Genomic DNA, 25,246 nt, shown 5'->3' on the forward strand with positions numbered 1-25,246 from the left:
CGGATTTTGTTGTGATTGGGCAGGCCGACGACGCAAAGTCGCGGCCAAGGGCCTACCTGGCGAAGGATCCGCTGCCGCTCACCTGGCCGACAAGACGCCAGTGACGACAGCGGCTGTAGCCGACCGACGTCAGTCGGCGTCGAGGACACCGCGGCGAATCTGATCTTCCTCGATGGATTCGAACAGCGCCTTGAAGTTGCCCTCGCCGAAGCCATCGTTACCCTTGCGCTGGATGATCTCGAAGAAGATCGGACCGATCACGGTCTCGGTGAAGATCTGCAGCAGCACCCCCTGATCCGGACCGCCATCGATCAGCAGGCTCAACTCACGCAGATCCTCGACCCGCTCTTCGTGGTTGGGCACCCGCACATCGACCTTCTCGTAGTAGGTGTCGGGGGTGGACAGGAAGCGAATGCCGTTGGCCTTCAGCGCGCGCACCGTGGCGTAGATGTCGTCGGTGGCCATGGCCAGGTGCTGGATACCCTCGCCGTTGTACTCGCGGATAAACTCGGCGATCTGGGAGTTGTCGTCGGCGGACTCGTTGATCGGGATATGCATCTTGCCGCAGGGTGCGGTCATGGCGCGGGAATGCAGCCCGGTCTTCTTGCCCTCGATGTCGAAATAGCGATTCTCACGGAAGTTGGCGATACGGGTATAGAAGTCGGCCCAGGGATCCATCTGACCCCGCGCCACGTTGTGGGTCAGGTGATCCAGCACCTTGAGACCAACGCTGTTGTCCTGAGCCGAGGTGCCGGCGATGGGCTCGAAGTCGATGTCGTAGATGGTACGTCCCTGTTCGTCGACCCGATCATCGACGAAATACAGCAACGAACCACCAATACCCTCCACCGCCGGAATGCCCACCTCGCCAGCACCGACGGGGTTATCGACCTGACGGGCACCCTGATCGATGGCGTAGGACAGTGCCTGACGAGCATCCGCTACCTTCCACGCCATGGCGCAGGCGCCCGGACCGTGAATCTCGGCGAACCTGGCGGCGTGGCTGCCGGGTTCCGCGTTGAGCACGAAGTTCACCCCCTCCTGCTGAAACAGGGTGACCCGCTTGGAGCGGTGGCGGCGCGTCTCGGTAAACCCCATGGCGAGAAACAGCTCGCGCAGGGCGTCGATGCCAGCCTGATCCGGGGCGCTGTATTCGACGAACTCGAAGCCATTGGTGCCGATGGGGTTGTGGGTATCGATGGGAGCGACTGCGGTCATGTGGGCCTCCGTCATTGTGATTGTCACTCCCCATCCTAGGCTCCTCGACACGCGCCCCCCATCCCCCCGGAGCGGCTTGAGGTGGTAGCGCACACGCCCCGGCGTCGGCCCGCTGTAGCGCTGGCGTGACACCCCGTGTGCGCTCTGCACCCCAGGCGTCACGAAATCCTTACACGACGTCACGCTGGCATGACAGGCTGCCTATCGCTGGGACCTTTACAGCGTCAGCGTCACCAGCTGCCACGCCACCAGCAGCATGATCACGGCGATGATCCCATCCACCCACTGCCATGCCCTCGGACTCTTCAGCCGCGGTGCCAGGGCGCCGGCGGCGCTGACCAGACCGAAGAACCAGACAAAGGAAGCAATGGTCGCCCCCACGTAGAACCCCACCGGGCTCTCTTGCAGCGAACCGATGGCGCCCAGCATCACCAGGGTGTCCAGATAGACCTGGGGGTTGAGCAGCGTCACCGCCAGGGTCGCCAGCACCACCTGGGCAAGGCTGGCACTCGAGGCCGAGGACGCGGCGTCCATACCCCTGGGCCGCCGAACCCGACCAATCGCCAGCCACGCCTGCCAGACGAGAAAGGCGCCGCCGCCGTATCGCGCCAACAGCATGGCCCCTTCGCTCTGGGCGATCAGGGCGCCGAGGCCCATCACCCCCAGGCCGATCAGCACGGCATCGCACAGGGCGCAGATCCCCGCCACCCACCAGACGTGTTGTCGCCTCAGTCCCTTGGACAACACAAAGGCGTTCTGCGCGCCGATGGCGATGATCAGTCCCGCTCCGGTGCCCACGCCCTGGATCAGTGAAAGCCACATGGTCTGCCCTTCCTCACGATGATTGTCGACGCTGCGCCGATGTTGCGCGCTGCTGGATGTGGCAGAGACTAGGGCAAGCTGGTAAATAAGAGAAATCACTTCTCCCACTGCCTCATTACCATTTCTTATACTCAAGGAAATAGATAGACGCCCATGCTGGACTACAAACTGCTCGATGCACTGGCCGCCGTGCTGACCCACCAGGGCTTCGAGCGCGCGGCCCGCGCGCTGGGGCTGACCCAATCGGCGGTATCCCAGCGCATCAAGCTGCTGGAGGCTCGCCTGGGACAGCCGGTGCTGGTGAGGGGCTCCCCGCCGACACCAACCGAACTGGGTCAACGGCTGTTGAACCACGTCCAGCAGGTACAACTGCTGGAGGGCGAGTTGATCCAGGATGCACCGCAGCTGGCACTGGGCCACCGTCAGCTACGTATCGCCATCAATGCCGATAGCCTCGCCACCTGGTGGCCGGGCGCCATCGCCGGCTACCTCAAGCATCAGGCGATTACCCTGGATCTGGTCATCGAGGATCAGGAGGTCGGACTTGAACGCATGCGCCTGGGCGAAGTGGCTGCGTGCCTGTGCGCCAGCGACATGCCGGTTCAGGGCGCCAGGGTCATCGCCCTGGGCGTGATGCGCTACCGCGCCCTGGCGAGTCCCGACTTCATGGCCCGACACTGCCCCCAGGGCGCGGACGCCGGTTCTCTGGCCCAGGCGCCGGCCATCATCTTCGGGCCCAACGATCAACTGCAACACCGCTTCATGGCGGCCCATGGCGTCAACGGCCCCTTCCCGCACCACCGCTGCGCCAGCGTCGAGGGATTTCTGCGCCTGGCCCACGCGGGCCTCGGCTTCGGGCTCATTCCCGAAATCCAGGCGTATCGGGAGCTCTCGACGGGGGAGCTTGAGGACGTGGTGCCGGGCTGGCATCTGGACGTACCGCTGTACTGGCACTACTGGCGCCACGGCGGCGAGCCGCTGGAGCGACTCGGCCGCCACCTGGCCGACCAGGCCGGTCACCATCTGTTGCCACCTGCGGACTGACGGGGCCCGGCAAGGTACGCGCCCCGTCTCATGCAGCGATCAGCGTCGCGAGGTCGGGGCAGGCGGTAAAGTGTGCTTTCGAAGTGAGCCGTCAGTCACCCAGGCGTCGTGCCACGCTCTCGACCTTGTCTGCCATGCTCTGATCGCGGTCGGTCCGGGTACCGAGTTTCAAGGTGGTGGTGATGCGTGGCGCCCCCATCTCGTGCACCACCTCATGGCAGCGCTTGACCACCGCCATGACCTCGTCCCAGGGGCCTTCGATATTGGTGCCATAGGCGTGCATCTGGTGGCTGAGACCGGACGCCTGGATCTCCCGCTGGCAAGCGGCCACGTGGTCGGAGACCGAAACGCCCACACCCAGGGGGACCACGCAAAGATCGACGATAACGTGCATAACTTAAGCCTCCTTGATTCTGTGCCAACCCGCCCGCGTTCTTCGCTGGAAAGGCATGCCAGCTGAACTATGCTGTTTTGCAACAATAAAGATAGCCGAAGGTGATTCAGGCCCCTGCCGAGGTGGCGGACCTGGCCTCACTTCGGAGCGGGCAACTCTCCTGCCCGCTTCTCGTTTCCTCGGACATGCCGCCTGCACGGACACCAGGAGGCCACATGACCAGCGACGCCCGCCCCCATCCCATCGCACTGCCGAACAATCGCCCTCGACGGATCATCGAGCAGTTGCTCGAGGGCTCGGGCATTCGCCTCAACGGACCTGAACCCCACGATATCCAAATCTATCATCCCGATCTGTTCGCCCGCATCCTGCACCAGGGCACGCTGGGGCTCGGGGAAGCCTACATGGATGGCTGGTGGGAGGCGCGGCGTATCGACCAGCTTGCCCATCGGCTACTGCGCCACGGTCTGGGCCAACGCTCGCGTAGCGCCGCGAGCCACCTCTTCTATCGCCTGCAGGCGGGCTTCTTCAACCTCCAGAGTCGCGCCCGAGCCTATCAGGTCGGCGAGGTTCACTACGACCTCGGCAATGACCTGTTTCGGTATATGCTTGACGACACCATGTGCTACTCCTGTGGCTACTGGCGCCAGGCAACGACGCTGCATCAGGCCCAACTCGCCAAGCTCGACCTGGTCTGTCGAAAGCTGGCGCTGCGCCCTGGCATGCACCTTCTCGACATCGGCTGCGGCTGGGGCAGCCTGGCCCAGCACGCCGCACGTCACTACGGCGTCAGCGTGACCGGCATCACCATATCCCGGGAGCAGGTGGCACTGGCCAGGGAGCGCTGCCAGGGCTTGCCCGTCGATATCCAGTTGGCCGACTACCGCGACCTGCAAGGCCAGTACGACCGGATCGCCTCGATCGGCATGTTCGAACACGTAGGACAGCGCAACTACACGACCTTCTTTCGGACGGTGGCCGACCTGCTGCCGGATGACGGGCTCTTCCTGCTGCATACCATCGGCTCCAATACTTCTCGCATCACCGCAGACCCCTGGATCCATCGCTACATCTTTCCCAACGGCGTGTTGCCGTCCGCCCGCCAGATCTGCCAGCACAGCGAGGAGACGTTGATGGTGGAAGACTGGCAGAACTTCGGCTCCGACTACGATCCCACCCTGCTGGCGTGGCTGGCCAACCTTGACGCCTGCTGGCATGACATTGCACGTCACTACAACACACGGCACTGCAATGAACGCACCTATCGGATGCTGCGCTACTACCTGGCGATCTGTGCCGGAGCCTTCCGTGCCCGCTACCTGCAACTGTGGCAGGTAGTATTCTCCAGGGGGCGAGAGCTTCGCTATGACGCACCCCGGTGACCGCGAAGTTGCCGGAAATGCGCGCGCTTTCGGTGAATCATGACGGGAACCTGCCTAGTCACTCTCGCTGCGGCATATCCTTGATCAAGCCCTCACGCCGATGTCTGCCGATCGATCAGCTCCCGGCTCCACGGCCACAACGCCCGCTATCAGCGGCCCTGCGTAAACATTCAAGCCTTTCCTCCCTATGGCGCAATCCATAAATGCAGAGTTTTGTCTGATATTTCTTAGTCCCTTGGACTGATATACCCGCAATGCCCTGCCTTTAAGATGGTGGTGAAGGCCCGATACCTCGGGTTGACCCGCCATCCCGTGGCCAAGGACTGCCTGCTATGGAAGATCGTGACCCGCCGTCACCCTCCCCGACCTGCAATGAAAGCGCGAGTCTTGCCTGCCTCAAGCGTGTCCCGGGGGTGCTGTTCACCCTGAAGCGAGACGCTCGCGGCCGCCTGCAGCTTCCCGCCCTGACCGGTGAAGACCCGATGACGGCTCGCCTTGAGCCACTGCTGTCGATAAATGACGTGCGTCAGCGACTCGGCGATCTGCTGGGTGACGCCTATGGTGAATTCATCCGGGCCATCGAACACTCTGCGCACTGGCTGTCGCCGGTATCCACGCGACTGCGCCTGCCGATCGGCGAACTCACCCCGCACTGGTATTCGCTGGAGGCCCTGCCGGAGCGCTCGGACGAAGGCATCCTGTGGCACGGCCTGCTGGTGGACATCGAGGATCAGGTCGCCGAAGAGCAACGTCTTCGCTACCTGTCCGGCACCGACGAACTCACCGGACTGACCAACCGACGTTCGATGATGGGGCACATCGACAAGATCGCCTCCATGTCCAACCGTCATGGCACGCCGCTATCGCTGTTGCTGATAGACCTGGACCACTTTGCCCTGATCAACGACACCTGGGGGCGCGGACTCGGTGATCGGGTGCTCTGTCAGATCGCCGCCCTGGCATCCAGCCAGTTGCGCCAGGAGGACATGCTGGCACGCATGGGCAGCGACGAATTCGCCCTGCTGCTGCCGATGACACCTGCTGGCAGAGCGCGCGAACTGGCCGAACGCCTGCGCGAGAGCATCTCTCGTCAGGACTTCGGCATCGGTCGCCACAAGGTCACCGTAAGTATCGGCGTCTCCGACTTCGTTCGCGGCTTGAGCAGCGCGCAACTGATGCAGCAGGTCCACACCAACCTGATGGAAGCCAAGCAGCAGGGCCGCGATCGCGTGATCCAGCGCTGGCTGCCCCAGGGTTCTTCCTGACATCGCCACCTGAGCTGGCACGTCGTCGCTTCATGCCAGTGACTGTTTTGGGTACCCTTGCCCCCGATCCTGCCGCTGTCACAGGGCCCGCCATCAGGGAGCCAGCATGTCCACCACCATCGACCAGACCCTCGAGAACGTCTTCGGCCACCGCCACTTCAGGCCAGGACAGCGGGAGACCATCAACGCCATCGCAGAAGGCCGTAGCGCAGCGGCGATCTTCCCGACCGGCTCGGGCAAGTCGCTGTGCTATCAGCTGCCGGCATTGCACCTGCCGCACCTCACCCTGGTGGTGTCTCCTCTACTGGCGCTGATGCAGGACCAACTGGCGACGCTGACCTCGCGCGGTATCGCCGCCGCCAGCATCGATTCGAGTCAGGATCGCGATCAGGCTCGGGAGGTCATGGCAGCGGCCCGCAACGGCCAGCTCAAGGTCCTGATGGTATCGGTCGAGCGCCTGCGCAATGAACGCTTTCGCGCCTTTCTGCGCGACGTGCGGGTCTCGTTGATGGTGATCGACGAGGCCCACTGCCTGTCGGAATGGGGACATAACTTTCGCCCGGACTACCAGAAACTGCCCGACTATCGCCGGGAGTTCGGCATCGACCAGGTGCTGCTGCTGACCGCCACCGCCACGCCCAAGGTCATCGATGACATGCGTCGAGGCTTCGATATCGCGCCTGACGATGTCATCACCACCGGCTTCTACCGCGCCAATCTGGACCTTGCCGTCTCCCCGCTGCCCGCCGACAACAGGGCTCGCCATCTGGCCAGTTGGCTGGCGCCAAGACTCGGCAACGGCGGCACCATCATCTACGTCACCCTGCAGCAAAGCGCCGAGCGCCTGGCGGCCTACCTCAAGGCCGCCGGGCTCGAGGTCGCCGCCTACCACGCCGGGCTCGACAGTGAGACCCGCCAGCGACTGCAGGCGGACTTCATGAGCGGACGCCTGCCCGGCATCGTCGCCACCATCGCCTTCGGCATGGGCATCGACAAGGCCGATATCCGCCAGGTGGTGCACTTCGACCTGCCCAAGTCCATCGAGAACTACAGCCAGGAGATCGGACGCGCCGGGCGCGACGGCAAGCCGTCGGAGTGCCTGATGCTGGCCGGACGTGAACACCTGTCGGTGCTCGAGAACTTTATCCATGGTGACGTACCACCGCTGTCGGGCATCGAGGCGGTATTGACCGACCTGGCGGATGCCTCCGATAGCTGGGAGCTGTCGCTCAACGCCCTGTCACGCCTCTCGGACATCCGCGAGCTGCCGCTGAAGACGCTGCTGGTCAAGCTGGAACTGGCCGGCGTGGTGCGCGCCAGCCACAGCTACTTCGCCGAGTATCGCTTCAGCCTGGCGATCGAACCCGAAGCCCTGCTCGCCCGCTTCCCCGGCGAGCGCGGCGCCTTTCTCGGCGCACTGCTCGATGCCTCGCACAAGGCCCGTACCTGGTATCGGCTGGACTTCGAACGCCTCGACCAGCTGGGCCAGGAACGCGGCCTCGACACCTCCCGCCCGCGGGTGCTCAAGGCGCTCGACTACCTGGCGGAACAGGGGCTGATGCGCCTGGAAAGCAAGCAGATGACCGAGGTCTACCACAAACTCGCGGCCGTGGATCCCGGACGGCTGGCCCCCGAGCTGCATCAGCAGTTCGTCGAGCGCGCGGGGGTCGAACTCGAGCGACTCGACGCCATGCTGGCGCTGTTCGAGGCCGACGACTGCATCAGCGCGCGACTCGCCGACTGGTTCGGTGACCCCAATGCCCCCCGACGCTGTGGCCACTGTTCGGCCTGTCGCGGCGAGACCGCCAGCCTGCCGCCCGCCCCGACTCCGGCGCTCCCGGACGAGGGCGAACTGCGAGCCTGGCTAACGGGCCTGGCCCAGGCACTGGAAAGTGTCGAGCCAGACAAGCCACTGGACCTTGAGCTTGCTACCCGCTTCCTGTGCGGCGTCATCAGCCCGCGCCTGAGCCAGGCCAAGGCGCGACGCCTGCCGGGATTCGCCAGCCAGGAAAGCGCCCGCTATACCGACGTCAGGCAAGCCCTCGCACCACTATTCGAAGGCTAGCCTTGCGACCGCGAGCTATTCGAACGCCAGCTATTCGACCGCGAGCAGTGGGCCTCGATGCCTCGTCGGTGCCTCGAGCCCCCTCAGTCTCACTTTCACTCTCACACTCACCGTCAGCCTTCGCTGCCGGTGATGCCATACCGATTCAGCTTGTTGGCGATGGTGGTGTGGGATACGCCAAGGCGGCGTGCCAACTGGCGACTGGACGGATGCTGGGGGTACAGCGAGGCCAATACGCGCCGCTCAACCTCGCCCAGGATGTCGTTGAGCGAGCCGTCCAGGTCGATACCGGCAAGACCCGCCGGCGCCCCCGAGGCCGGCAGCCGCAGATGGGCCGGCTCGATGAGCCCGGTCTCGCACAGCGACACCGCCTGGAACAGCACGTTCTCGAGTTGCCGCACATTGCCGGGCCAGTGATAGCTGGCCATGCGCGCCAGTGCCGCGGGGGAAAGCGCAGGCAGCGCGCAGCCGATCTGGCGCGCGGCTCGGTCGACAAAGTGCCCGGCCAGGGCCTCGATGCCATCCAGACAATCCCTCAGTGGCGGAACGCTCAACGACAGCACGTTGAGGCGATGATAGAGGTCCTGACGAAACAGCCCCTGGCCGCACAGGGCCAGCAGATCCTGCTGGGTGGCACAGATCACCCGCACGTCCAGGTAGGTCTCGTCATCGGCGCCGACCCGGCGAAAGCCACCGTCCTGCAGAAAGCGCAACAGCTTGGCCTGCAGCCGCGGACTCATCTCGCCGACCTCATCGAGGAAGATGGTGCCACCGGCGGTCAGCTCCAGCAGACCCAGCTTGCCCTCGGGGCGAGCGCCATCGAAGGCGCCCGGGGCATAGCCAAACAGTTCGGTCTCGGCCATGGACTCCGGCAGGCCGGCGCAGTTCAGCGCCATGAACGGCGCCTGACCGCGCTGGCTGGCCAGGTGACAGGCCCGCGCCAGCACCTCCTTGCCGGTGCCGGTCTCACCAAAGATCAACAGCGGCGCGTCCAGCGGCGCCATGCGCCGCGCCTCGTGGATCAGGGAGGCGAGTCGGGGGCTGGCCGCGAACATCGCCTCGAAGCCGCGCATCTCCTGGCGCTGCACCTGATAGATACGCTCGCCGATACGATCGGCGCTATGCAGCGTGACCACGGCACCGGCCAGCGAGGCCACGTCATCGTGGTGTTCGCGATGCAGCGGCGCGATATCGGCCAGGTAGGTGGCGTCCTTGAGCCGGATCCTGAGGCCGTTGACCCGAGCATTGTTGCGACGAATCACTTCCGGCAGGTCGAGCTCCGGCAGGTAGCGATTCAGCGACAGCCCGGGCACCTCGTCGACGCGCACGCCGAGCAACTGGCTCGCCGCCCGGTTGGCCGCCACCAGGTGCCCTTCCATGTCGATGGACATCACCGGGTCGGAGAGTGACGACAACAGCGCCTCCAGCTCGAGCTGATGGCGCTCGCTGGGCATCAGGCTGACCCGGCGCACCCCGAATACTCCGGACACCTGCTCGAGGCTGGGCTTCAGCGTCGCCAGCTGGGCGTGCAACAGTTGCGGCACGTGCAGATAGATGGCGTTGCCGTGCTCGCCGCCCACCTCGCCCCGGGCCACGTTGACCCCATAGTCGGCCAGCAGGGCCACTATGTCGCGAAGGATGCCGACACGATTCTGGCAGTGAACTCTCAGGCGCATGAAGGGAATGGCTCCGCAAAAGGGTCACACCATCTGAAGTTTCCGTCAGGCTGGTCTGACTCGTATGTCAAGATTTCGTTACAGCCTATCGAAGACAGAGGAGCGCGTCCTGCATCTTTGGTCGATAGACACCATCTCGAGCACCAGCTGTAAAGATTTCCTGACAGCAAAGGGCCGCCTTCTGGTGCCTATCCCCCCGATGCACGGCTGCGTGACGAAAGCCCCCATGCCTAGACTCGACTCAGTCTCGATACCACAACAGTCGACAATCGCCGGGAGACACCATGCACGCACCTTCTTCGTCCACCCCGTCCACCAAGGGCACCGCCTATCAGGCCCGTGAGCCTGATGCCGACGGCATCATCCATTGGAGCGAGGTCGAGAACCGAACCTGGCAGACGCTGATGGAGCGCCAGCTGACGTTGATCGAAGGGCGCGTATGCCAGCAGTATCTGGACGGCCTCGAGCGCCTCGGCCTGCCCAGCGATCGTATTCCGCAACTGGGCGACGTCGATCGGGTGCTCCAGCAAGCCACCGGCTGGCAGACCGCCCAGGTACCGGCGCTGATTCCCTTCGACACCTTCTTTCAACTGCTGGCCAATCGTCGATTTCCGGTCGCGACCTTCATCCGTACCCCCGAGGAGCTGGACTACCTCAAGGAACCGGACATCTTCCACGAGATCTTCGGCCACTGCCCGATGCTGACCAACGAGGCCTTCGCCGAGTTCACCGCCACCTACGGCCGCATCGGCCTTGCCGCCGAACCCAAGGACCGGGTCTACCTGGCCAGGCTCTACTGGATGACCGTGGAATTCGGCCTGGTGGACACCCCACAAGGCCGGCGCATCTATGGCGGCGGTATCATCTCCTCGCCCAAGGAGACCCTGCACGCCCTGTCCGATACCCCTGCACATGCGCCCTTCGACGCCCTCGACGCCCTGCGCACCCCCTATCGCATCGACATCCTGCAGCCCCTTTACTACGTTCTGGACAGCCTCGACAGGCTTCAGGAACTGTCCCGGCGCGACCTGATGGCACTGGTCGAGGAAGCCAAGGCGCTGGGGTTATTCGAACCGCGCTTTCCGCCCAAGCCCAATTCAACGACCAAGCCCAAGCCAACGCCCGGCGAGACCGGCCCGAACGGCCCGATCGCCCACGACGGTGCCGACAACGACCGACGCAGCGAACACGCCTGAACGTCCACATTCGCTCACCGACACCACCAGGAGACAGCATGAACGACACCACCCAGACCCTCACCGAGCAGTCCTGCGAAGCCTGCAGCTGGGACGCCCCCCACGCCACCGAGGACGAGATCGAACAGTGGCACGCGCAGATCCCCGAGTGGCGGATCGTCGAGCGCGATGGCATCATGCAACTGGAGCGGAGCTACAAGTTCCGCAACTTTCGGCAGGCCCTTGCCTTTACCAACAGCGTCGGCGAGATCGCCGAGGAAGCCGGCCATCACCCGGCCCTGTTGACCGAGTGGGGCAAGGTCACCGTGACTTGGTGGTCCCACGAGATGAAGGGCCTGCACAAGAACGATTTCATCCTAGCGGCCAGAACCGACGAGGTAGCAAGCTAAAATGTTCGAGAAGATTGAGCGGGTTCCCGGGGATGCCATCCTCGGGCTCATCGAGGCCTTCAAGAAGGACACCAATCCCCAGAAGGTCGATCTTGGCGTCGGCGTCTACCGCGATGCAAAGGGCAACACTCCGGTGATGCGTGCGGTCAAGGAGGCCGAAGCCCTGCTGCTCAACAACGAGACCACCAAGACCTACATCGGCTCACACGGCGCCGCCCAGTACGGTGCCGTGGTGCTGCCGATGGTGCTGGGCCAGGACTCCCCCGTGCTCGAGGCCGGCCGCGCCAGCGTTACCCAGTCCCCCGGCGGTACCGGCGCCCTGCGCCTGGCGGCGGACTTCGTCGCGACCCAACTGCCCGGCAAGGGCATCTGGGTCAGCGACCCGACCTGGCCGAACCACCACGGCATCTTCACCGCCGCCGGCATCGAACTGCACAAGTATCCCTACGTGGACGCCGACAACCGTCTCGACTTCGACGGCATGCTGGAAGCCCTCAAGCAGATCCCCCAGGGCGACGTGGTGGTGCTGCACGCCTGCTGCCACAACCCCACCGGCTTCGACCTGAACCACCAGCAGTGGCAACAGGTGCTCGAAGTGATCCAGCAGCGCGACCTGCTGCCGCTGGTCGACTTCGCCTACCAGGGCTTCGCCGAGGGCCTGGACGAGGACGCCTACGCCGTTCGCCTGCTGGCCGAGAACCTCGACAACGTGCTGATCACCAGCTCCTGCTCGAAGAACTTCGGCATCTACAACGAGCGCACCGGCGCCCTGATCGTGGTGGCGAAGAACAGCGAGGAGATGGAGAACGTCCGCTCGCAGATCGCCATCGTCGCCCGTGAGAACTACTCCAACCCGCCGGCCCACGGCGGCAGCATCGTGGCGGAGATCCTCAACTCGGCGGAACTCGCCGCGGTGTGGCGCGAGGAACTCACCGAAATGCGCGATCGCATCAACACCCTGCGTCGTGACTTCGTCGAGGCCTTGAAGCCCTACGGGCTGGACCAGAAGTACGCCCACATCGCCGAGCAGCGTGGCATGTTCTCCTACACCGGCCTGACGCCGGAACAGGTGGACCGCCTGCGTGACGAATACGGCATCTACATGGTGCGCTCGGGCCGCGCCAACGTCGCCGGCTTCTCCCAGGAGAACCTGCCGTACCTGGCCAAGGCGGTGGCCGCCGTCAACGACTGACGCCCTGCCAGCGGGCTGTGCCAGCCAGCAAACGACGCCCGGGTCTGTCCCGGGCGTTGTCGTATCCGGACGAACTTCCCGGCGCCACCGAGCGCAACCACCATTCCTGCAAGCCTGTTTCTGCAAGCCCTGGGCTCTGTCCGAAAAGTCGACGAGCGAAGGTTAGACAAGGCAAAAATCGGTGAGAAAGCGCAGTTTACGGGGTGTAAATGAGCATTTTGATCCGATTTTTAACGCCGTATTACCGAGCGCAGGCACTTTTCAGACAAGCCCTAGCCCAGGCCATGCTTGGTGGCCCACACCGCTGCTTCCACCCGTGAGCGAAGATCCAGCTTCTTGAACAGATGCTTGACGTGGACCTTGACGGTGCCCTCGGCGATGTCCAGCTCACGGGCGATCATCTTGTTGGACAGGCCGCGAGCCAGGGTCCGCAGGATGTCCCTCTCTCGAGCGGTCAGGCACGACATGCCGTCGTCGCCCCCTGCCGGCAGCTCGCCCTTGACCACGCTGGCCAGCAGCGACGCCATCTGTGGCCCCAGCACCACCTGACCCTGGGCCGCCTCGCGAATCAGCCGCAGCACCTCCTCGGGGTCCATGTCCTTGAGCAGATAGCCATCGGCGCCTTCCTTGAGCGCGCGCACCACGTCGTCGTCGGCGTCGGACACGGTCAGGATCACGATACGGCTCTTGACCCGGGCGTCACGCATCCGCCGGAGCACCTCGATGCCGTCGATGGGCTGCATGTTGAGGTCGAGCAGGATCAGGTTGGGTTGCAGATCGACGGCCTTGCGCACCGCCTCGGCGCCGTCCGAGGCTTCACCGACCACCACCAGACTAGGATCCATGTCCACCAGTTGACGGACCCCACGCCGGAACAGGGGGTGATCGTCCACGATCATCAATCGAAGCATGCTCATAGTGCTATCTCCAGAGTGGTTTCACCCGACCCGCTGCCGGGCAACACGTTCAGCAGGCCACGTCGTCGCGACCTCGCGCCCGTGAAAGCCCATCACTCGGACGCCACAGGTAACTGCGCCAACAGACGCGGCAGAAAGCGGACGGTCACCACGGTGCCGCAGGGCTTGATGCCCCTGACCGTGAGCTTTCCACTCAGGCTTCGTGCCCGCTCCTCCATGATCGCCATCCCGTGGGACATGGATGGATCGGATTGCGGTCCGATGCCTACACCGTCGTCCGTGACCGAAAGTTGATAGTGCCCCGTGTCGTCGACGGCGAGGCTGATGGTGCAGTGCCGAGCACGTGCATGGCGGGCCACGTTGGGGGTCAGCGACAGCCCGCTCCACTGGCCTTTCAGGGTCAGCTCGAAGTCGCCCCGCTTGGAGTACTCCAGCACCGTTTCCTCCAACGCCGCTTCCAGACCCGACTCATGGATGCGCAGACGAAAGGTGTTGAGCAGCTCCCTGAGCTGGCGGTAGGACGAATTGAGACCGTGCCGGAGTTCCGCGACCACCTGCGCCACCTGCTCGTGGCGTTGCTGATCGAGCTGCATCTGTAGACGGGTGACCTGGATCTTCAGGTAGGACAGCGACTGCGCCAGCGAGTCGTGAAGCTCTCGCGCAATCACCGCGCGCTCATCCATCAGCGCCAGACGACGCTGCTCGTCGGCTTTCTCGGACAGCGACAAGGCCGCGGCAATCAGCCCGGCCACCGTCTCCACCAGCTCGATCTTCCACTGGGCAAGCATATGGCCGGGAGGCTGATGGACACGCAACTCGCCAAAATCCCGACCCGCTTCGCGCACCCTGACCGCGTATTCATTGCCGTTGGCATACAGTCCGGCAGCCGCCTTGTCTGATATTTCACGCCCGCGCGATGGTTCCTGAACGAAAGCGCTTTCCGCGCCGGGGCGAGAGCTGAGTCTGACAATATCCTTGCCATTGCCTCCCATGGACAGGCGCAGCTCGAAGGGGCCTTCGTCGGTCACCGCCTCAAGCTGGCGCAGCACTTCCTCGAGCTCTTCCCGGGTCAGCGGAGTAACCCCATTGAGACGCCGCGCGGTCAGATAAAGCATACGCAACGCATCATTGCTGCGCTTCAGTTCATGGGTCTTCGCCGCGACACGCTTTTCCAGCTGACCGTACATTTCCGACAGGCTGGCATTCATCTTGTTGATTGTTCTGGATAACAAGCCTAACTCGTCGTTACCTCGGTAGATGGTTCTCCCCGAAAAGTCACCGACCATTACGCCATTTACAACACGAATAAGGTCACGAAATGGCGGCATGACACCGCAGACTATTCGATAGACAACCATCACCATAAATATCACGAGAACGGCGAGTGATGCCCCCTGAAAAACCTCAAGAAATACGACTTTTGACTCGGCATATTCTTGAAGCCTTCCCACCAAAATATCGACCTTGTCGACGAACTCGGCGACCTTGTCATCCAGCCGAAAGACGTCACCACCTTCGAAATCCACCGTGTTGGGACGCAGGGTTTCGTGCCAGCACTCCACCACCCTGTCGTAGGCCTCTCTGAGCGGATCATCGGCGTCCACCGGAATCAGCGCGATGATCGCGCCGGCAGCCAGCGTGGCCTCCATCTGTTCGTGCTGCCAGCGTCGCCTGGGGTGATCCGCCGGCAGCAACTCCGACGTCGCCAGCAGTCGATAGGCCTGCATTCGCAGCGAGCCCGCCTGGTTGATGGCGTCGGCGTAACCTCCCGCGCTCTTTGCGATGACGATGGAGCCCAGCAGGCTGACCAGGGCCAGACAGGATATCGCCGCCATGGCGACCAGCATGCGCAGCATCAGTGATCGGCGCAGGTAAAAGGCGCCGTTCATCTACTACACCTTCCCTTTTTGACCCAGATCAAGGGTTTCATCATCTAGAAATTTCCGGAATGTCGCATCCATCTGAGAGGGCAGATAATACGTGACGAACACCTCAAAAACACCCGGATACCTCCATGGAGGTAATTAAGCAAATGCGCTGGATATAGCACGCAATTCTCTTGACCACAATCAAGTGCCATACAGATACATTGTAGCAAGGTTTAGGGGCCGAACCGGCACCCCTAAAGAGGAAAGCACATGCTCCAACATGACACCGTACCCCGGCGTCAGCAGAACAGAGCGCTAGGCCTATCCACACTCGCCTTCACTCTCTGCTTCGCCGTCTGGACCCTGTTCTCGATTCTCGGTATCCAGATCAAGGAGGACTTCGCGCTCTCCGACACCCAACTTGGCCTGCTGATGGCCACTCCCGTGCTGACGGGTTCGATCAGCCGACTCTTTCTCGGTGTACTGACTGACCGCTTCGGGGGCCGCTGGGTCTTCGGTCTGCTCATGCTGGTCACCGCTACCTGTGTCTACCTGCTGACCTTCGCCAACAGCTACGTGATGCTGCTGGTCGGCGCACTGGGTATCGGCCTTGCCGGTGGCTCCTTCATCGTCGGCGTGGCCTACACCTCGGCCTGGTTCGAGAAGGAACGCCAGGGTACGGCGCTGGGCATCTTCGGGGCCGGTAACGTCGGTGCCGCCGTCACCAACTTCGGCGCGCCCTTTCTGCTGATGGCCATGGGCTGGAAAAGCACCGCCCTGGTCTACGCCACCATCATGGCGATCATGGGCGTGGCCTTTATCCTGCTGGCCAAGGAAGACCCCCAGAATCAGTCGCGCAATGCCGTACGTCTGCCGTTGTCCGAGCAGTTCGCGCCCCTGGCCGACCTGCGCGTGTGGCGCTTCTCGCTCTACTACTTCTTCGTCTTCGGTGGCTTCGTCGCCCTCGCCCTTTGGCTGCCCCACTACCTGATCGAGGTCTACGGCCTGAGCCTCTCCGCGGCGGGTATCGTGGCGGCGCTGTACACCATCCCGGCCTCGCTGTTCCGTATCCTCGGCGGCTGGATGTCCGACCGCTACGGCGCCCGTCGCGTGATGTACTGGACCTTCCTGGCCTCGGTCATCTGCACCTTCCTGCTGAGCTATCCGCCCACCCAGTACGTCGTCGATGGCGTCCGTGGTCCGGTCGAGTTCACCTTCGCCATGCCGCTGGTCGGCTTCATCCTGTTGACCATGGTGCTGGGCTTCTTCATGTCGCTGGGCAAGGCCGCCGTGTACAAGCACATCCCGGTCTACTATCCCAAGAGCGTCGGCCTGGTCGGTGGCGCCGTCGGCATGGTCGGTGGCCTCGGCGGCTTCTTCCTGCCGCTGACCTTCGGCATGCTCAACGATGTCATCGGCATCTGGCAGAGCTGCTTCATGCTGATGTTCGTCGTGGTTGCCGCCGCGCTCATGTGGATGCACTTCGCCATCCGCAAGGCCGAGCGTATCGAGGCCCGCGATCGCTGCGAGTCCACCGACCTGCCCGAGCTGTCCACCCCGAGCCGTTTCGTGCTCGAGGACTGGCGCCCCGAGGACGAGTCCTTCTGGCAGTCCACCGGTCGCAAGATCGCCACGCGTAACCTGTGGATCTCCATCCCCTGTCTGCTGCTGGCCTTCTGCATCTGGATGGTGTGGTCCATGGTCGTGGCCAAGCTGCCCCAGGTAGGCTTCGAGTACACCCCGAACCAGCTGTTCTGGCTGGCGGCCCTGCCGGGTCTTTCCGGTGCCACCCTGCGGATCTTCTACAGCTTTACCGTGCCGATCTTCGGCGGCCGTCGCTTCACCGCGATTTCCACCGCCTCGCTGCTGCTGCCTGCTCTGTGGATCGGCTTCGCCGTCCAGAATCCCGAAACGCCCTACCTGGTGATGGCGATCATCGCCCTGCTGTGTGGCTTCGGCGGCGGCAACTTTGCGTCCTCCATGGCCAACATCGCCTTCTTCTATCCCAAGCGTGAGAAGGGCAAGGCCCTGGCCATGAATGCCGGCCTCGGCAACCTCGGCGTGTCGGTGATGCAGTTCCTGGTGCCCGTGGTCATTTCCACCGGCAGCTTCGTGATGTTCACCGGCAGTGGCCAGCCGATGTCCGAGACTGGTCTTCTGTGGCTGCAGAACGCCGGCTTCGTGTGGGTACCGTTCATCATCATCGCCACCGTTGCCGCCTGGTTCGGCATGAACGACATCGCCAGCGCCAAGTCCTCCTTCAAGGAGCAGTCGGTCATCTTCAAGCGCAAGCACAACTGGCTGATGTGCATCCTCTATACCGGCACCTTCGGCAGCTTCATCGGCTTCTCCGCCGGCTTCCCGCTGTTGACCAAGACCCAGTTCCCGGCCATCGATGCCCTCCAGTACGCCTTCCTCGGCCCGTTCGTCGGCGCCCTGAGTCGTGCCTGGACCGGTGGACTGGCCGACCGCTTCGGTGGTGCCCGGGTCACCTTCTGGACCTTCCTGACCATGATCGGCGGCGTGATCGGCGTGCTGTTCTTCCTGATGAACAAGGACATGTCGATCGCCTTCTACGGCTTCTTCGCCTCCTTCATGCTGCTGTTCTTCGCCACCGGCGTCGGCAATGCCAGCACCTTCCAGATGATCCCGTCGATCTTCCGCAAGGAAGTGCCGCGGCTGATGCCGAACCTGACCGCCGCCGAGCAGCTGGTCCACGCCGAGCGCGAATCCGCTGCCACCATCGGCTTCACCTCGGCCATCGCCGCCTACGGCGCCTTCCTGATTCCGAAGTCCTTCGGTACCTCGATCTCGCTGACCGGCGGCGCCGAAGCGGCGCTGATCGGCTTCATCGTGTTCTACGTGTTCTGCACCGCCCTGACCTGGTTCTACTACAGCCGCAAGGGCGCGGAGATCGAACTGAACCTGGATGCGGGTCCCACCCGCAAGCCAAGCGCCGGTGCGGCCCAGACCCAGCACTGACGTTCCCGTCAAGACCGTGACATTCGAGTCCGCAAGGACCGCCTAGCCAGGCCCCCCTCGGGGGGCCTTTGAGGAGACCTCCATGAGTCATTTTCTCGATCGCCTGAGATACCTGACCAAACGTCCTCCGGAATTCGCCAACGGACACGGCGAAACCCGCGAAGAGACACGTGACTGGGAAGACGGCTATCGCGCCCGCTGGCAGCACGACAAGATCGTGCGCTCCACCCACGGGGTGAACTGCACCGGCTCGTGCAGCTGGAAGATCTACGTCAAGAATGGCCTGGTCACCTGGGAAACCCAGCAGACCGACTATCCGCGTACCCGCGCCGATCTGCCCAACCACGAGCCCCGCGGTTGCCCACGTGGCGCCAGCTACTCCTGGTACCTGTACAGTGCCAACCGCCTCAAGTACCCGCTGATTCGCCAGGAGCTGGTCAGCCTGTGGCGACGCGCGCTGGACAAGCACGCCGACCCGGTGGATGCCTGGGCCTCCATCGTCGAGGACCCGGTCCTGGCCAATCAGTACAAGCGTGCCCGCGGCATGGGCGGCTTCGTCCGCGCCGACTGGGACGAGGCGCAGACCCTGATCGCGGCGGCCAACGTCTACACCGCCAAGACCTACGGTCCCGACCGCATCATCGGCTTCTCGCCGATCCCTGCCATGTCGATGGTCTCCTACGCCGCCGGCGCCCGCTACCTGTCACTGATCGGCGGCGTCTGCCTGTCGTTCTATGACTGGTACTGCGACCTGCCGCCGGCCTCCCCCCAGACCTGGGGCGAGCAGACCGACGTGCCGGAATCCGCCGACTGGTACAACTCCGGCTACATCATCGCCTGGGGTTCCAACGTGCCGCAGACACGTACCCCGGACGCTCACTTCTTCACCGAGGTGCGCTACAAGGGCACCAAGACGGTGTCGATCACCCCGGACTACGCCGAGGTCTCGAAGCTCACCGACGAATGGCTGTCCGCCAAGCAGGGCACCGACGCCGCCCTGGCCATGGCCATGGGCCACGTCATCCTGAAGGAATTCCACCTCGCCTCGCCCAGCGTCTACTTCACCGACTACGTCAAGCGCTACACCGACATGCCCTTCCTGGTGGCCCTCGAGCCCCGCGAGGACGGCACCTACGCCCCGGGCAAGCAGCTGCGTGCGGCCGACTTCGACGCCTCGCTCGGCCAGGACAACAACCCCGAGTGGAAGACCGTCGCCTGGGACGAGACCCGTGACCAGCTGGTGGTGCCGCGCGGTTCCATCGGCTTCCGCTGGGGCGAGAACGGCGACGACGAAAAGGGCAAGTGGAGCCTTGAGTCACTGGACGCCGACGGCCAGGAGATCGACCTGCGACTGTCGCTGGCCGACGCCCACGACAGCGTCGCCAAGGTGGCCTTCCCCTATTTCGGTGGCATCGCCCACGAGCACTTCGACCACGTCGAAGGCAACGAGGTGCTGCACCACTGCCTGCCGGCCAAGAAGCTGACCCTGGCCGATGGCAAGGAAGTGCTGGCGGTCACCGTGTTCGACCTGATGTGCGCCAACTACGGTATCGACCGTGGCCTCGGCGGCGAAGGCGAGGACGACGGCGCCACCGCACTGGACCAGCTGCGCCCCTACACCCCGGCGTGGCAGGAAAAGATCACCGGCGTACCCGCCAACCAGTGCATCCGCATCGCCCGCGAGTTCGCCCACAACGCCGACAAGACCCAGGGTCGGTCCATGATCATCGTCGGTGCCGGGATGAACCACTGGTACCACATGGACATGAACTACCGTGGCCTGATCAACATGCTGGTGCTGTGCGGCTGTATCGGTCAGTCCGGCGGCGGCTGGTCCCACTACGTGGGCCAGGAAAAGCTGCGTCCCCAGACCGGCTGGACCCCGCTGGCCTTCGGCCTGGACTGGCAGCGTCCGCCGCGTCACATGAACGGCACCTCGTTCTTCTACAACCACTCGAGCCAGTGGCGCTACGAGAAGCTCGAGGTCAAGGAACTGCTGTCGCCGCTGGCCAAGGCCGACAAGTACGACGGCAGCCTGATCGACTTCAACGTGCGCGCCGAGCGCATGGGCTGGCTGCCGTCGGCGCCGCAGCTCGGGGTCAACCCGCTGCGCCTGGCAGGCCCCGCCAGTGAGGCCGGCATGTCCACCGCCGACTACGTGGTCAGCCAGCTCAAGCAGGGCCGTCTTGGCTTCGCCGCCGAGGACCCGGACAACCCCCAGAACTTCCCGCGCAACATGTTCGTGTGGCGCTCCAACCTGCTGGGCTCCTCGGGCAAGGGTCACGAGTACATGCTCAAGTACCTGCTGGGCACCCGCCACGGGCTGCAGGGCAAGGACCTGGGCGAATCCGGCGGCGCCATGCCCCGGGAAGTCACCTGGCACGACGAGGCCCCCGAGGGCAAGGTGGATCTGTTCACCACCCTGGACTTCCGCATGTCGACCACCTGCCTGTACTCCGACGTGGTGCTGCCCACCGCGACCTGGTACGAGAAGGACGACCTCAACACCTCGGACATGCACCCCTTCATCCACCCGCTGACCGCCGCCACCGATCCGGCCTGGGAAGCGCGCAGCGACTGGGACATCTACAAGGGCATCGCCAAGAGATTCTCCCAGGTCTGCCCCGGCCACCTGGGCGAGGAAACCGACCTGGTCACCTTGCCGCTGCAGCATGACAGCCCCGGCGAGCTGGCCCAGCCCGAAGTGCTCGACTGGAAGCGCGGTGAGTGCGAGCCGATCCCCGGCAAGACCATGCCGAGCCTGATCGAGGTCAAGCGCAACTACCCCGAGACCTACGAGCGCTTCACCTCCGTGGGCCCGCTGCTCGAGAGCATCGGCAACGGTGGCAAGGGCATCGGCTGGAACACCGACAAGGAAGTCGAGCTGTTGCGTGGCCTCAACCACGTCAAGCTCGAGGGTCCGGCCAAGGGCCAGCCAAGACTCGAAAGCGCCATCGACGCCGCCGAGATGATCCTGGCGCTGGCACCGGAGACCAACGGTCAGGTGGCGGTCAAGGCCTGGGACGCGCTGTCGAAGATCACCGGACGCGACCACACCCACCTGGCGATTCCCAAGGAAGAGGAGAAGATCCGCTTCCGCGACGTGGTGGCCCAGCCGCGCAAGATCATCTCCAGCCCGACCTGGTCTGGCCTGGAGGACGAGCACGTGTCCTACAACGCCGGCTACACCAACGTCCACGAGCTGATTCCCTGGCGTACCGTCAGCGGCCGCCAGCAGTTCTACCAGGATCACGCCTGGATGCGCGACTTCGGCGAGAGCCTGCTGGTCTACCGTCCGCCCATCGATACCAAGGCCACCAAGGCCATGGCGATGCCGCGGCCCAACGGTAACCCGGAGATCGCGCTGAACTGGATCACCCCGCACCAGAAGTGGGGCATCCACTCCACCTACTCCGACAACCTGTTGATGCTGACCCTGTCGCGAGGCGGCCCCATCGTCTGGCTGTCCGAGGAGGACGCGGTCGCCATCGGTGTCGAGGACAACGACTGGATCGAGCTGTACAACGCCAACGGCGCCATCGCCGCCCGCGCGGTGGTCAGTCAGCGGGTCAAGACCGGCATGGCGATGATGTACCACGCCCAGGAGCGCATCGTGAACGTGCCCGGCTCCGAGGTCACCGGTACCCGCGGCGGTATCCACAACTCTGTCACCCGCGTCTGCCCCAAGCCGACCCACATGATCGGCGGCTACGGACAGCTCTCCTACGGCTTCAACTACTACGGCACCGTCGGCTCCAACCGCGATGAGTTCGTCATGGTGCGCAAGATGAAGCACGTCAATTGGTTGGACGGCGAAGGACAGGACAGCGCCCAGGAGGCAGTGAAATGAAGATCCGTTCCCAAGTGGGCATGGTGCTCAACCTCGACAAGTGCATCGGCTGTCACACCTGTTCGGTGACCTGCAAGAACGTCTGGACCAGTCGTGAAGGCGTCGAGTACGCCTGGTTCAACAACGTCGAGACCAAGCCAGGCATCGGCTATCCCAAGGAGTGGGAGAACCAGGCGCGCTGGAAAGGCGGCTGGCTGAGGCGCGAGGACGGCACCATCGAGCCGCGCATCGGTGGCAAGTGGCGGGTGCTGGCGAATATCTTCGCCAACCCCGACCTGCCGGAGATCGACGACTACTACGAGCCGTTCACCTTCGACTACCAGCACCTGCACCAGGCCAAGAAGGGCCGCCACCAGCCGGTGGCACGCCCCCGTTCGCTGATCTCCGGTCAGCGCATGGAGAAGATCGAGTGGGGCCCGAACTGGGAAGAGATTCTCGGCACCGAGTTCGCCAAGCGCCGCAAGGACGCCAACTTCGACAAGATCCAGGCGGACATCTACGGCCAGTTCGAAAACACCTTCATGATGTACCTGCCGCGCCTGTGCGAGCACTGCCTCAACCCGGCCTGTGTGGCCAGCTGCCCGAGCGGTGCGATCTACAAGCGTGAAGAGGACGGCATCGTCCTGATCGACCAGGACAAGTGTCGCGGCTGGCGGATGTGCGTGTCCGGCTGTCCGTACAAGAAGATCTACTACAACTGGAAGTCCGGCAAGTCCGAGAAGTGCATCTTCTGCTACCCGCGTATCGAGTCGGGCCAGCCGACGGTGTGCTCCGAGACCTGCGTCGGTCGCATCCGCTACCTGGGCGTGCTGCTCTACGACGCCGATCGTATCGAGGAGGTTGCCGCCTCCCAGGACGAGCGCGACCTGTACAAGCGCCAGTGCGAGATCTTCCTCGACCCCAATGATCCCGAGGTCATCGCCCAGGCCAAGCGTGACGGCATCGATGACAACGTGATCAAGGCGGCCCAGGAGTCCCCGGTCTACAAGATGGCCATGGACTGGCAGCTGGCGCTGCCGCTGCACCCGGAGTACCGCACCCTGCCGATGGTCTGGTACGTGCCGCCGCTGTCGCCGATCCAGTCGGCGGTGGACGGTGGCCACGTGGAAACCGACGGCGTGCTGCCCAAGGTCGAATCACTGCGTATCCCGGTGAAGTACCTGGCCAACATGCTCACCGCCGGTGACGAGGCGCCGGTGGTTCGCGCGCTCAAGCGCATGATGGCCATGCGTGAGTACATGCGCGGCAAGCACGTGGACGGTGAATTGCGCCACGACGTGCTCGACGAGGTCGAGCTGAGCGAGGCCCAGGTCGAGGAGATGTACCGCTACCTGGCCATCGCCAACTACGAGGACCGCTTCGTCATCCCGACCAGCCACCGCGAGCAGGCCCGCGAGGCCTTCCCGGAGCGTGGCGGCTGCGGCTTCACCTTCGGCAACGGCTGCCAGGGTGGCAGCGACAAGACCAGCCTGTTCGGCGGACGCAAGCAGACCACCACCCTGGTCAACGTCGAGCAGTACGACCCCAGCCATCCGGAGGTCGAGCATGACTAATCCACTCGCCCAGGGTCTGCGCGCCCTGGCCCGGCTGCTCGACTATCCCGACCGGGAACTGATCGAGGGGCTTGCCGAGGTCAAGGCGGCGATCGCCGCCATGCCACTGCCGGGGGGAGCCCCCCGGCAGGCGCTGCTCGACTGGTGTGATCGCCTGGCGGATGCCCGCCTGCTGGACGTCCAGGCGGCCTACGTCGCCCAGTTCGATCGTGGCCGCGCCACCTCGCTTCTGCTGTTCGAGCACGTCCACGGCGAATCCCGCGACCGTGGCCAGGCGATGGTCGACCTGCTCGGCGAGTACGAGGATGCCGGCTTTGCCCTCGACAGCCGCGAGCTTCCCGACCACTTGCCACTGCTGCTGGAGTTCCTCTCGACCCGCGAGGGTGACGAGGTGGCCCGCTGGATCGGTGACGTCAGCCATATCCTGGCGCTCATCACCGCCCGCCTGGAGGCCAAGCAGTGCGACCAGGCGCTGGTGACCCTGACCCTGCTGTCGCTGATCGGCGCCGAGGATCAGGTGGACCTCCACCGCGAAGCGGTCAAGGAAGAACCGGCCGACAACACCCCTGCCGCCCTCGACGCCGTGTGGGAGGAGGAGGCCGTGCGTTTCTCGGCCGAATCCGACCAGGACTGCGCGCTGACCTCCGCCGAGGGCAAGCGCCTCGCCGAACGTCGGGGCAGTATCCAGCCCGACACCGTTCGCCTCCCCGATGCCATGCCCTCTCGACCCACTGGAGGTCTGTCATGAACTACCTGCACACCCTGCTGTTCGGCCTCTATCCCTACCTGGCGGGCAGCGTCTTTCTGATCGGTAGCCTGTTGCGCTTCGACCATGGCCAATACACCTGGAAGACCGGCTCGAGCCAGATGCTGTCGTCCAGGCGCATGCGCCTGGCCAGTCCGCTGTTCCACGTCGGCATCCTGGTGATCTTCTTCGGCCACCTGGTCGGCCTGCTGACACCGCATTGGGTCTACGCCCCCTTCATCAGCGCCGGCACCAAGCAGGTGTTCGCCATCCTGGTCGGTGGCCTTGCCGGTATCGCCTGTCTGATCGGTGGCGCCATGCTGCTGCATCGCCGCTTCACCGACCCACGGGTCAAGGCGTCCTCCAGCTTCATGGACAACCTGATCATCGTGCTGCTGGTGGTTCAGGTCACCCTGGGCCTGCTGACCATTCCCGCCGCCCTGCATCACCTGGACGGCGGCGTGATGATCAAGCTCGCCGAATGGGCACAGGCCATCGTCTTCTTCCAGGGCGGCGCAGCCACCCACCTCGAAGGCATTGGCTTTATCTACCACCTGCACATTCTGGTCGGTCTGACCATCGTGCTGGTGTTCCCGTTCACTCGCCTGGTTCACGCCTGGAGCGCTCCCCTGGGTTACCTGGGGCGTCGCTACCAGATCGTCCGGCGCCGTGCCTGAGGAGGCATGTC

At 64.1% G+C, this 25,246-nt stretch carries 18 protein-coding genes; 12 read left to right on the forward strand and 6 right to left on the reverse strand.

Features of this window, described 5'->3' with window-relative positions; all coding sequences use genetic code 11:
- Nucleotides 1-129 precede the first annotated feature (129 nt).
- Together hppD and NFG57_RS11850 are read right to left on the reverse strand one after the other, a co-directional pair.
- Complete coding sequence (hppD, locus tag NFG57_RS11845; RefSeq protein WP_213227115.1) at nt 130-1,218, reverse strand: 4-hydroxyphenylpyruvate dioxygenase; 1,089 nt, start codon at nt 1,216-1,218, stop codon at nt 130-132.
- 216 nt (nt 1,219-1,434) lie between these two features.
- Complete coding sequence (locus tag NFG57_RS11850; protein ID WP_348814382.1) at nt 1,435-2,040, reverse strand: LysE family transporter; 606 nt, start codon at nt 2,038-2,040, stop codon at nt 1,435-1,437.
- Nucleotides 2,041-2,193: 153 nt separating this feature from the next.
- Here NFG57_RS11850 and NFG57_RS11855 point away from each other — a divergent pair, with 153 nt between their 5' ends.
- Complete coding sequence (locus tag NFG57_RS11855; protein WP_045994014.1) at nt 2,194-3,084, forward strand: LysR family transcriptional regulator ArgP; 891 nt, start codon at nt 2,194-2,196, stop codon at nt 3,082-3,084.
- Nucleotides 3,085-3,175: 91 nt separating this feature from the next.
- On the opposite strand, the gene NFG57_RS11860 is transcribed toward NFG57_RS11855, so the two are convergent.
- On the reverse strand, nt 3,176-3,478 hold the full coding sequence (locus NFG57_RS11860) for an MTH1187 family thiamine-binding protein (RefSeq protein WP_045994015.1): 303 nt from the start codon (nt 3,476-3,478) through the stop codon (nt 3,176-3,178).
- A gap of 215 nt (nt 3,479-3,693) precedes the next feature.
- Between NFG57_RS11860 and cfa the strand changes: the two genes are divergently transcribed.
- The 3 genes from cfa to NFG57_RS11875 all read left to right on the forward strand — a co-directional run bounded on the left by cfa (nt 3,694) and on the right by NFG57_RS11875 (nt 8,190).
- A complete protein-coding gene (cfa, locus tag NFG57_RS11865) occupies nt 3,694-4,860 on the forward strand; it encodes a cyclopropane fatty acyl phospholipid synthase (RefSeq protein WP_348814383.1) in 1,167 nt (388 codons plus the stop codon).
- A gap of 332 nt (nt 4,861-5,192) precedes the next feature.
- Nucleotides 5,193-6,125 carry a GGDEF domain-containing protein gene (locus tag NFG57_RS11870; RefSeq protein ID WP_213227121.1) on the forward strand — a complete coding sequence of 311 codons (933 nt, stop codon included), beginning with the start codon at nt 5,193-5,195 and terminating at the stop codon, nt 6,123-6,125.
- A gap of 106 nt (nt 6,126-6,231) precedes the next feature.
- Complete coding sequence (locus NFG57_RS11875) at nt 6,232-8,190, forward strand: RecQ family ATP-dependent DNA helicase (protein WP_348814384.1); 1,959 nt, start codon at nt 6,232-6,234, stop codon at nt 8,188-8,190.
- 113 nt (nt 8,191-8,303) lie between these two features.
- Here NFG57_RS11875 and NFG57_RS11880 read toward each other — a convergent pair whose 3' ends face one another.
- A complete protein-coding gene (locus tag NFG57_RS11880) occupies nt 8,304-9,866 on the reverse strand; it encodes a sigma-54-dependent transcriptional regulator (protein WP_045994019.1) in 1,563 nt (520 codons plus the stop codon).
- Nucleotides 9,867-10,150: 284 nt separating this feature from the next.
- Here NFG57_RS11880 and phhA point away from each other — a divergent pair, with 284 nt between their 5' ends.
- The 3 genes from phhA to NFG57_RS11895 are packed head-to-tail and all read left to right on the forward strand — an operon-like array spanning nt 10,151 to nt 12,643.
- Nucleotides 10,151-11,062 (forward strand): phenylalanine 4-monooxygenase, encoded by a 912-nt coding sequence (gene phhA, locus NFG57_RS11885; protein ID WP_348814385.1) that lies wholly within the window; start codon nt 10,151-10,153, stop codon nt 11,060-11,062.
- Nucleotides 11,063-11,100: 38 nt separating this feature from the next.
- Nucleotides 11,101-11,451, forward strand: coding sequence for a 4a-hydroxytetrahydrobiopterin dehydratase (locus NFG57_RS11890; protein WP_045994020.1), 351 nt, complete (start codon nt 11,101-11,103; stop codon nt 11,449-11,451).
- Nucleotide 11,452: 1 nt separating this feature from the next.
- A complete protein-coding gene (locus NFG57_RS11895) occupies nt 11,453-12,643 on the forward strand; it encodes an amino acid aminotransferase (protein WP_108133056.1) in 1,191 nt (396 codons plus the stop codon).
- A gap of 272 nt (nt 12,644-12,915) precedes the next feature.
- On the opposite strand, the gene narL is transcribed toward NFG57_RS11895, so the two are convergent.
- Nucleotides 12,916-13,560 (reverse strand): two-component system response regulator NarL, encoded by a 645-nt coding sequence (narL, locus tag NFG57_RS11900; protein ID WP_348814386.1) that lies wholly within the window; start codon nt 13,558-13,560, stop codon nt 12,916-12,918.
- A 92-nt stretch (nt 13,561-13,652) separates the two neighbouring features.
- On the reverse strand, nt 13,653-15,449 hold the full coding sequence (locus NFG57_RS11905; protein ID WP_348814387.1) for a histidine kinase: 1,797 nt from the start codon (nt 15,447-15,449) through the stop codon (nt 13,653-13,655).
- Nucleotides 15,450-15,698: 249 nt separating this feature from the next.
- On the opposite strand from NFG57_RS11905, the gene NFG57_RS11910 reads away from it, so the two are divergent.
- From NFG57_RS11910 to narI, 5 genes are all read left to right on the forward strand, one after another.
- Complete coding sequence (locus tag NFG57_RS11910) at nt 15,699-18,410, forward strand: MFS transporter (protein ID WP_348814388.1); 2,712 nt, start codon at nt 15,699-15,701, stop codon at nt 18,408-18,410.
- A gap of 82 nt (nt 18,411-18,492) precedes the next feature.
- The gene (locus NFG57_RS11915) at nt 18,493-22,260 is read left to right on the forward strand and encodes a nitrate reductase subunit alpha (RefSeq protein WP_348814389.1); all 3,768 of its coding nucleotides are present in this window, start codon (nt 18,493-18,495) and stop codon (nt 22,258-22,260) included.
- Nucleotides 22,257-23,813, forward strand: a complete 1,557-nt coding sequence (narH, locus tag NFG57_RS11920; protein WP_108133051.1) for a nitrate reductase subunit beta — start codon at nt 22,257-22,259, stop codon at nt 23,811-23,813. The genes NFG57_RS11915 and narH overlap by 4 nt, the downstream gene beginning before the upstream one ends.
- Nucleotides 23,806-24,561, forward strand: coding sequence for a nitrate reductase molybdenum cofactor assembly chaperone (gene narJ / locus NFG57_RS11925; RefSeq protein ID WP_045994027.1), 756 nt, complete (start codon nt 23,806-23,808; stop codon nt 24,559-24,561). Before narH ends, narJ begins: the two co-directional genes overlap by 8 nt.
- Nucleotides 24,558-25,235, forward strand: a complete 678-nt coding sequence (gene narI / locus NFG57_RS11930; protein WP_108133049.1) for a respiratory nitrate reductase subunit gamma — start codon at nt 24,558-24,560, stop codon at nt 25,233-25,235. The genes narJ and narI overlap by 4 nt, the downstream gene beginning before the upstream one ends.
- The last annotated feature ends 11 nt before the right edge of the window (nt 25,236-25,246 follow it).

It is taken from the genome of Halomonas sp. H10-59 (genome assembly GCF_040070555.1).
GTDB classification, from domain to species: Bacteria; Pseudomonadota; Gammaproteobacteria; order Pseudomonadales; family Halomonadaceae; genus Halomonas; species Halomonas litopenaei.

Excerpts from the sequence above, each read along its gene's own strand:
- phhA (WP_348814385.1), top strand. The coding sequence starts at position 10,151 with ATGCACGCACCTTCTTCGTCCACCCCGTCCACCAAGGGCACCGCCTAT.
- NFG57_RS11905 (WP_348814387.1), bottom strand. The coding sequence starts at position 15,449 with ATGAACGGCGCCTTTTACCTGCGCCGATCACTGATGCTGCGCATGCTG.
- NFG57_RS11880 (WP_045994019.1), bottom strand. The coding sequence starts at position 9,866 with ATGCGCCTGAGAGTTCACTGCCAGAATCGTGTCGGCATCCTTCGCGAC.
- NFG57_RS11875 (WP_348814384.1), top strand. The coding sequence starts at position 6,232 with ATGTCCACCACCATCGACCAGACCCTCGAGAACGTCTTCGGCCACCGC.
- NFG57_RS11910 (WP_348814388.1), top strand. The coding sequence starts at position 15,699 with ATGCTCCAACATGACACCGTACCCCGGCGTCAGCAGAACAGAGCGCTA.
- hppD (WP_213227115.1), bottom strand. The coding sequence starts at position 1,218 with ATGACCGCAGTCGCTCCCATCGATACCCACAACCCCATCGGCACCAAT.
- NFG57_RS11860 (WP_045994015.1), bottom strand. The coding sequence starts at position 3,478 with ATGCACGTTATCGTCGATCTTTGCGTGGTCCCCCTGGGTGTGGGCGTT.
- narI (WP_108133049.1), top strand. The coding sequence starts at position 24,558 with ATGAACTACCTGCACACCCTGCTGTTCGGCCTCTATCCCTACCTGGCG.
- cfa (WP_348814383.1), top strand. The coding sequence starts at position 3,694 with ATGACCAGCGACGCCCGCCCCCATCCCATCGCACTGCCGAACAATCGC.
- NFG57_RS11890 (WP_045994020.1), top strand. The coding sequence starts at position 11,101 with ATGAACGACACCACCCAGACCCTCACCGAGCAGTCCTGCGAAGCCTGC.
- NFG57_RS11915 (WP_348814389.1), top strand. The coding sequence starts at position 18,493 with ATGAGTCATTTTCTCGATCGCCTGAGATACCTGACCAAACGTCCTCCG.
- narJ (WP_045994027.1), top strand. The coding sequence starts at position 23,806 with ATGACTAATCCACTCGCCCAGGGTCTGCGCGCCCTGGCCCGGCTGCTC.
- NFG57_RS11870 (WP_213227121.1), top strand. The coding sequence starts at position 5,193 with ATGGAAGATCGTGACCCGCCGTCACCCTCCCCGACCTGCAATGAAAGC.
- NFG57_RS11850 (WP_348814382.1), bottom strand. The coding sequence starts at position 2,040 with ATGTGGCTTTCACTGATCCAGGGCGTGGGCACCGGAGCGGGACTGATC.
- narH (WP_108133051.1), top strand. The coding sequence starts at position 22,257 with ATGAAGATCCGTTCCCAAGTGGGCATGGTGCTCAACCTCGACAAGTGC.
- narL (WP_348814386.1), bottom strand. The coding sequence starts at position 13,560 with ATGAGCATGCTTCGATTGATGATCGTGGACGATCACCCCCTGTTCCGG.
- NFG57_RS11855 (WP_045994014.1), top strand. The coding sequence starts at position 2,194 with ATGCTGGACTACAAACTGCTCGATGCACTGGCCGCCGTGCTGACCCAC.
- NFG57_RS11895 (WP_108133056.1), top strand. The coding sequence starts at position 11,453 with ATGTTCGAGAAGATTGAGCGGGTTCCCGGGGATGCCATCCTCGGGCTC.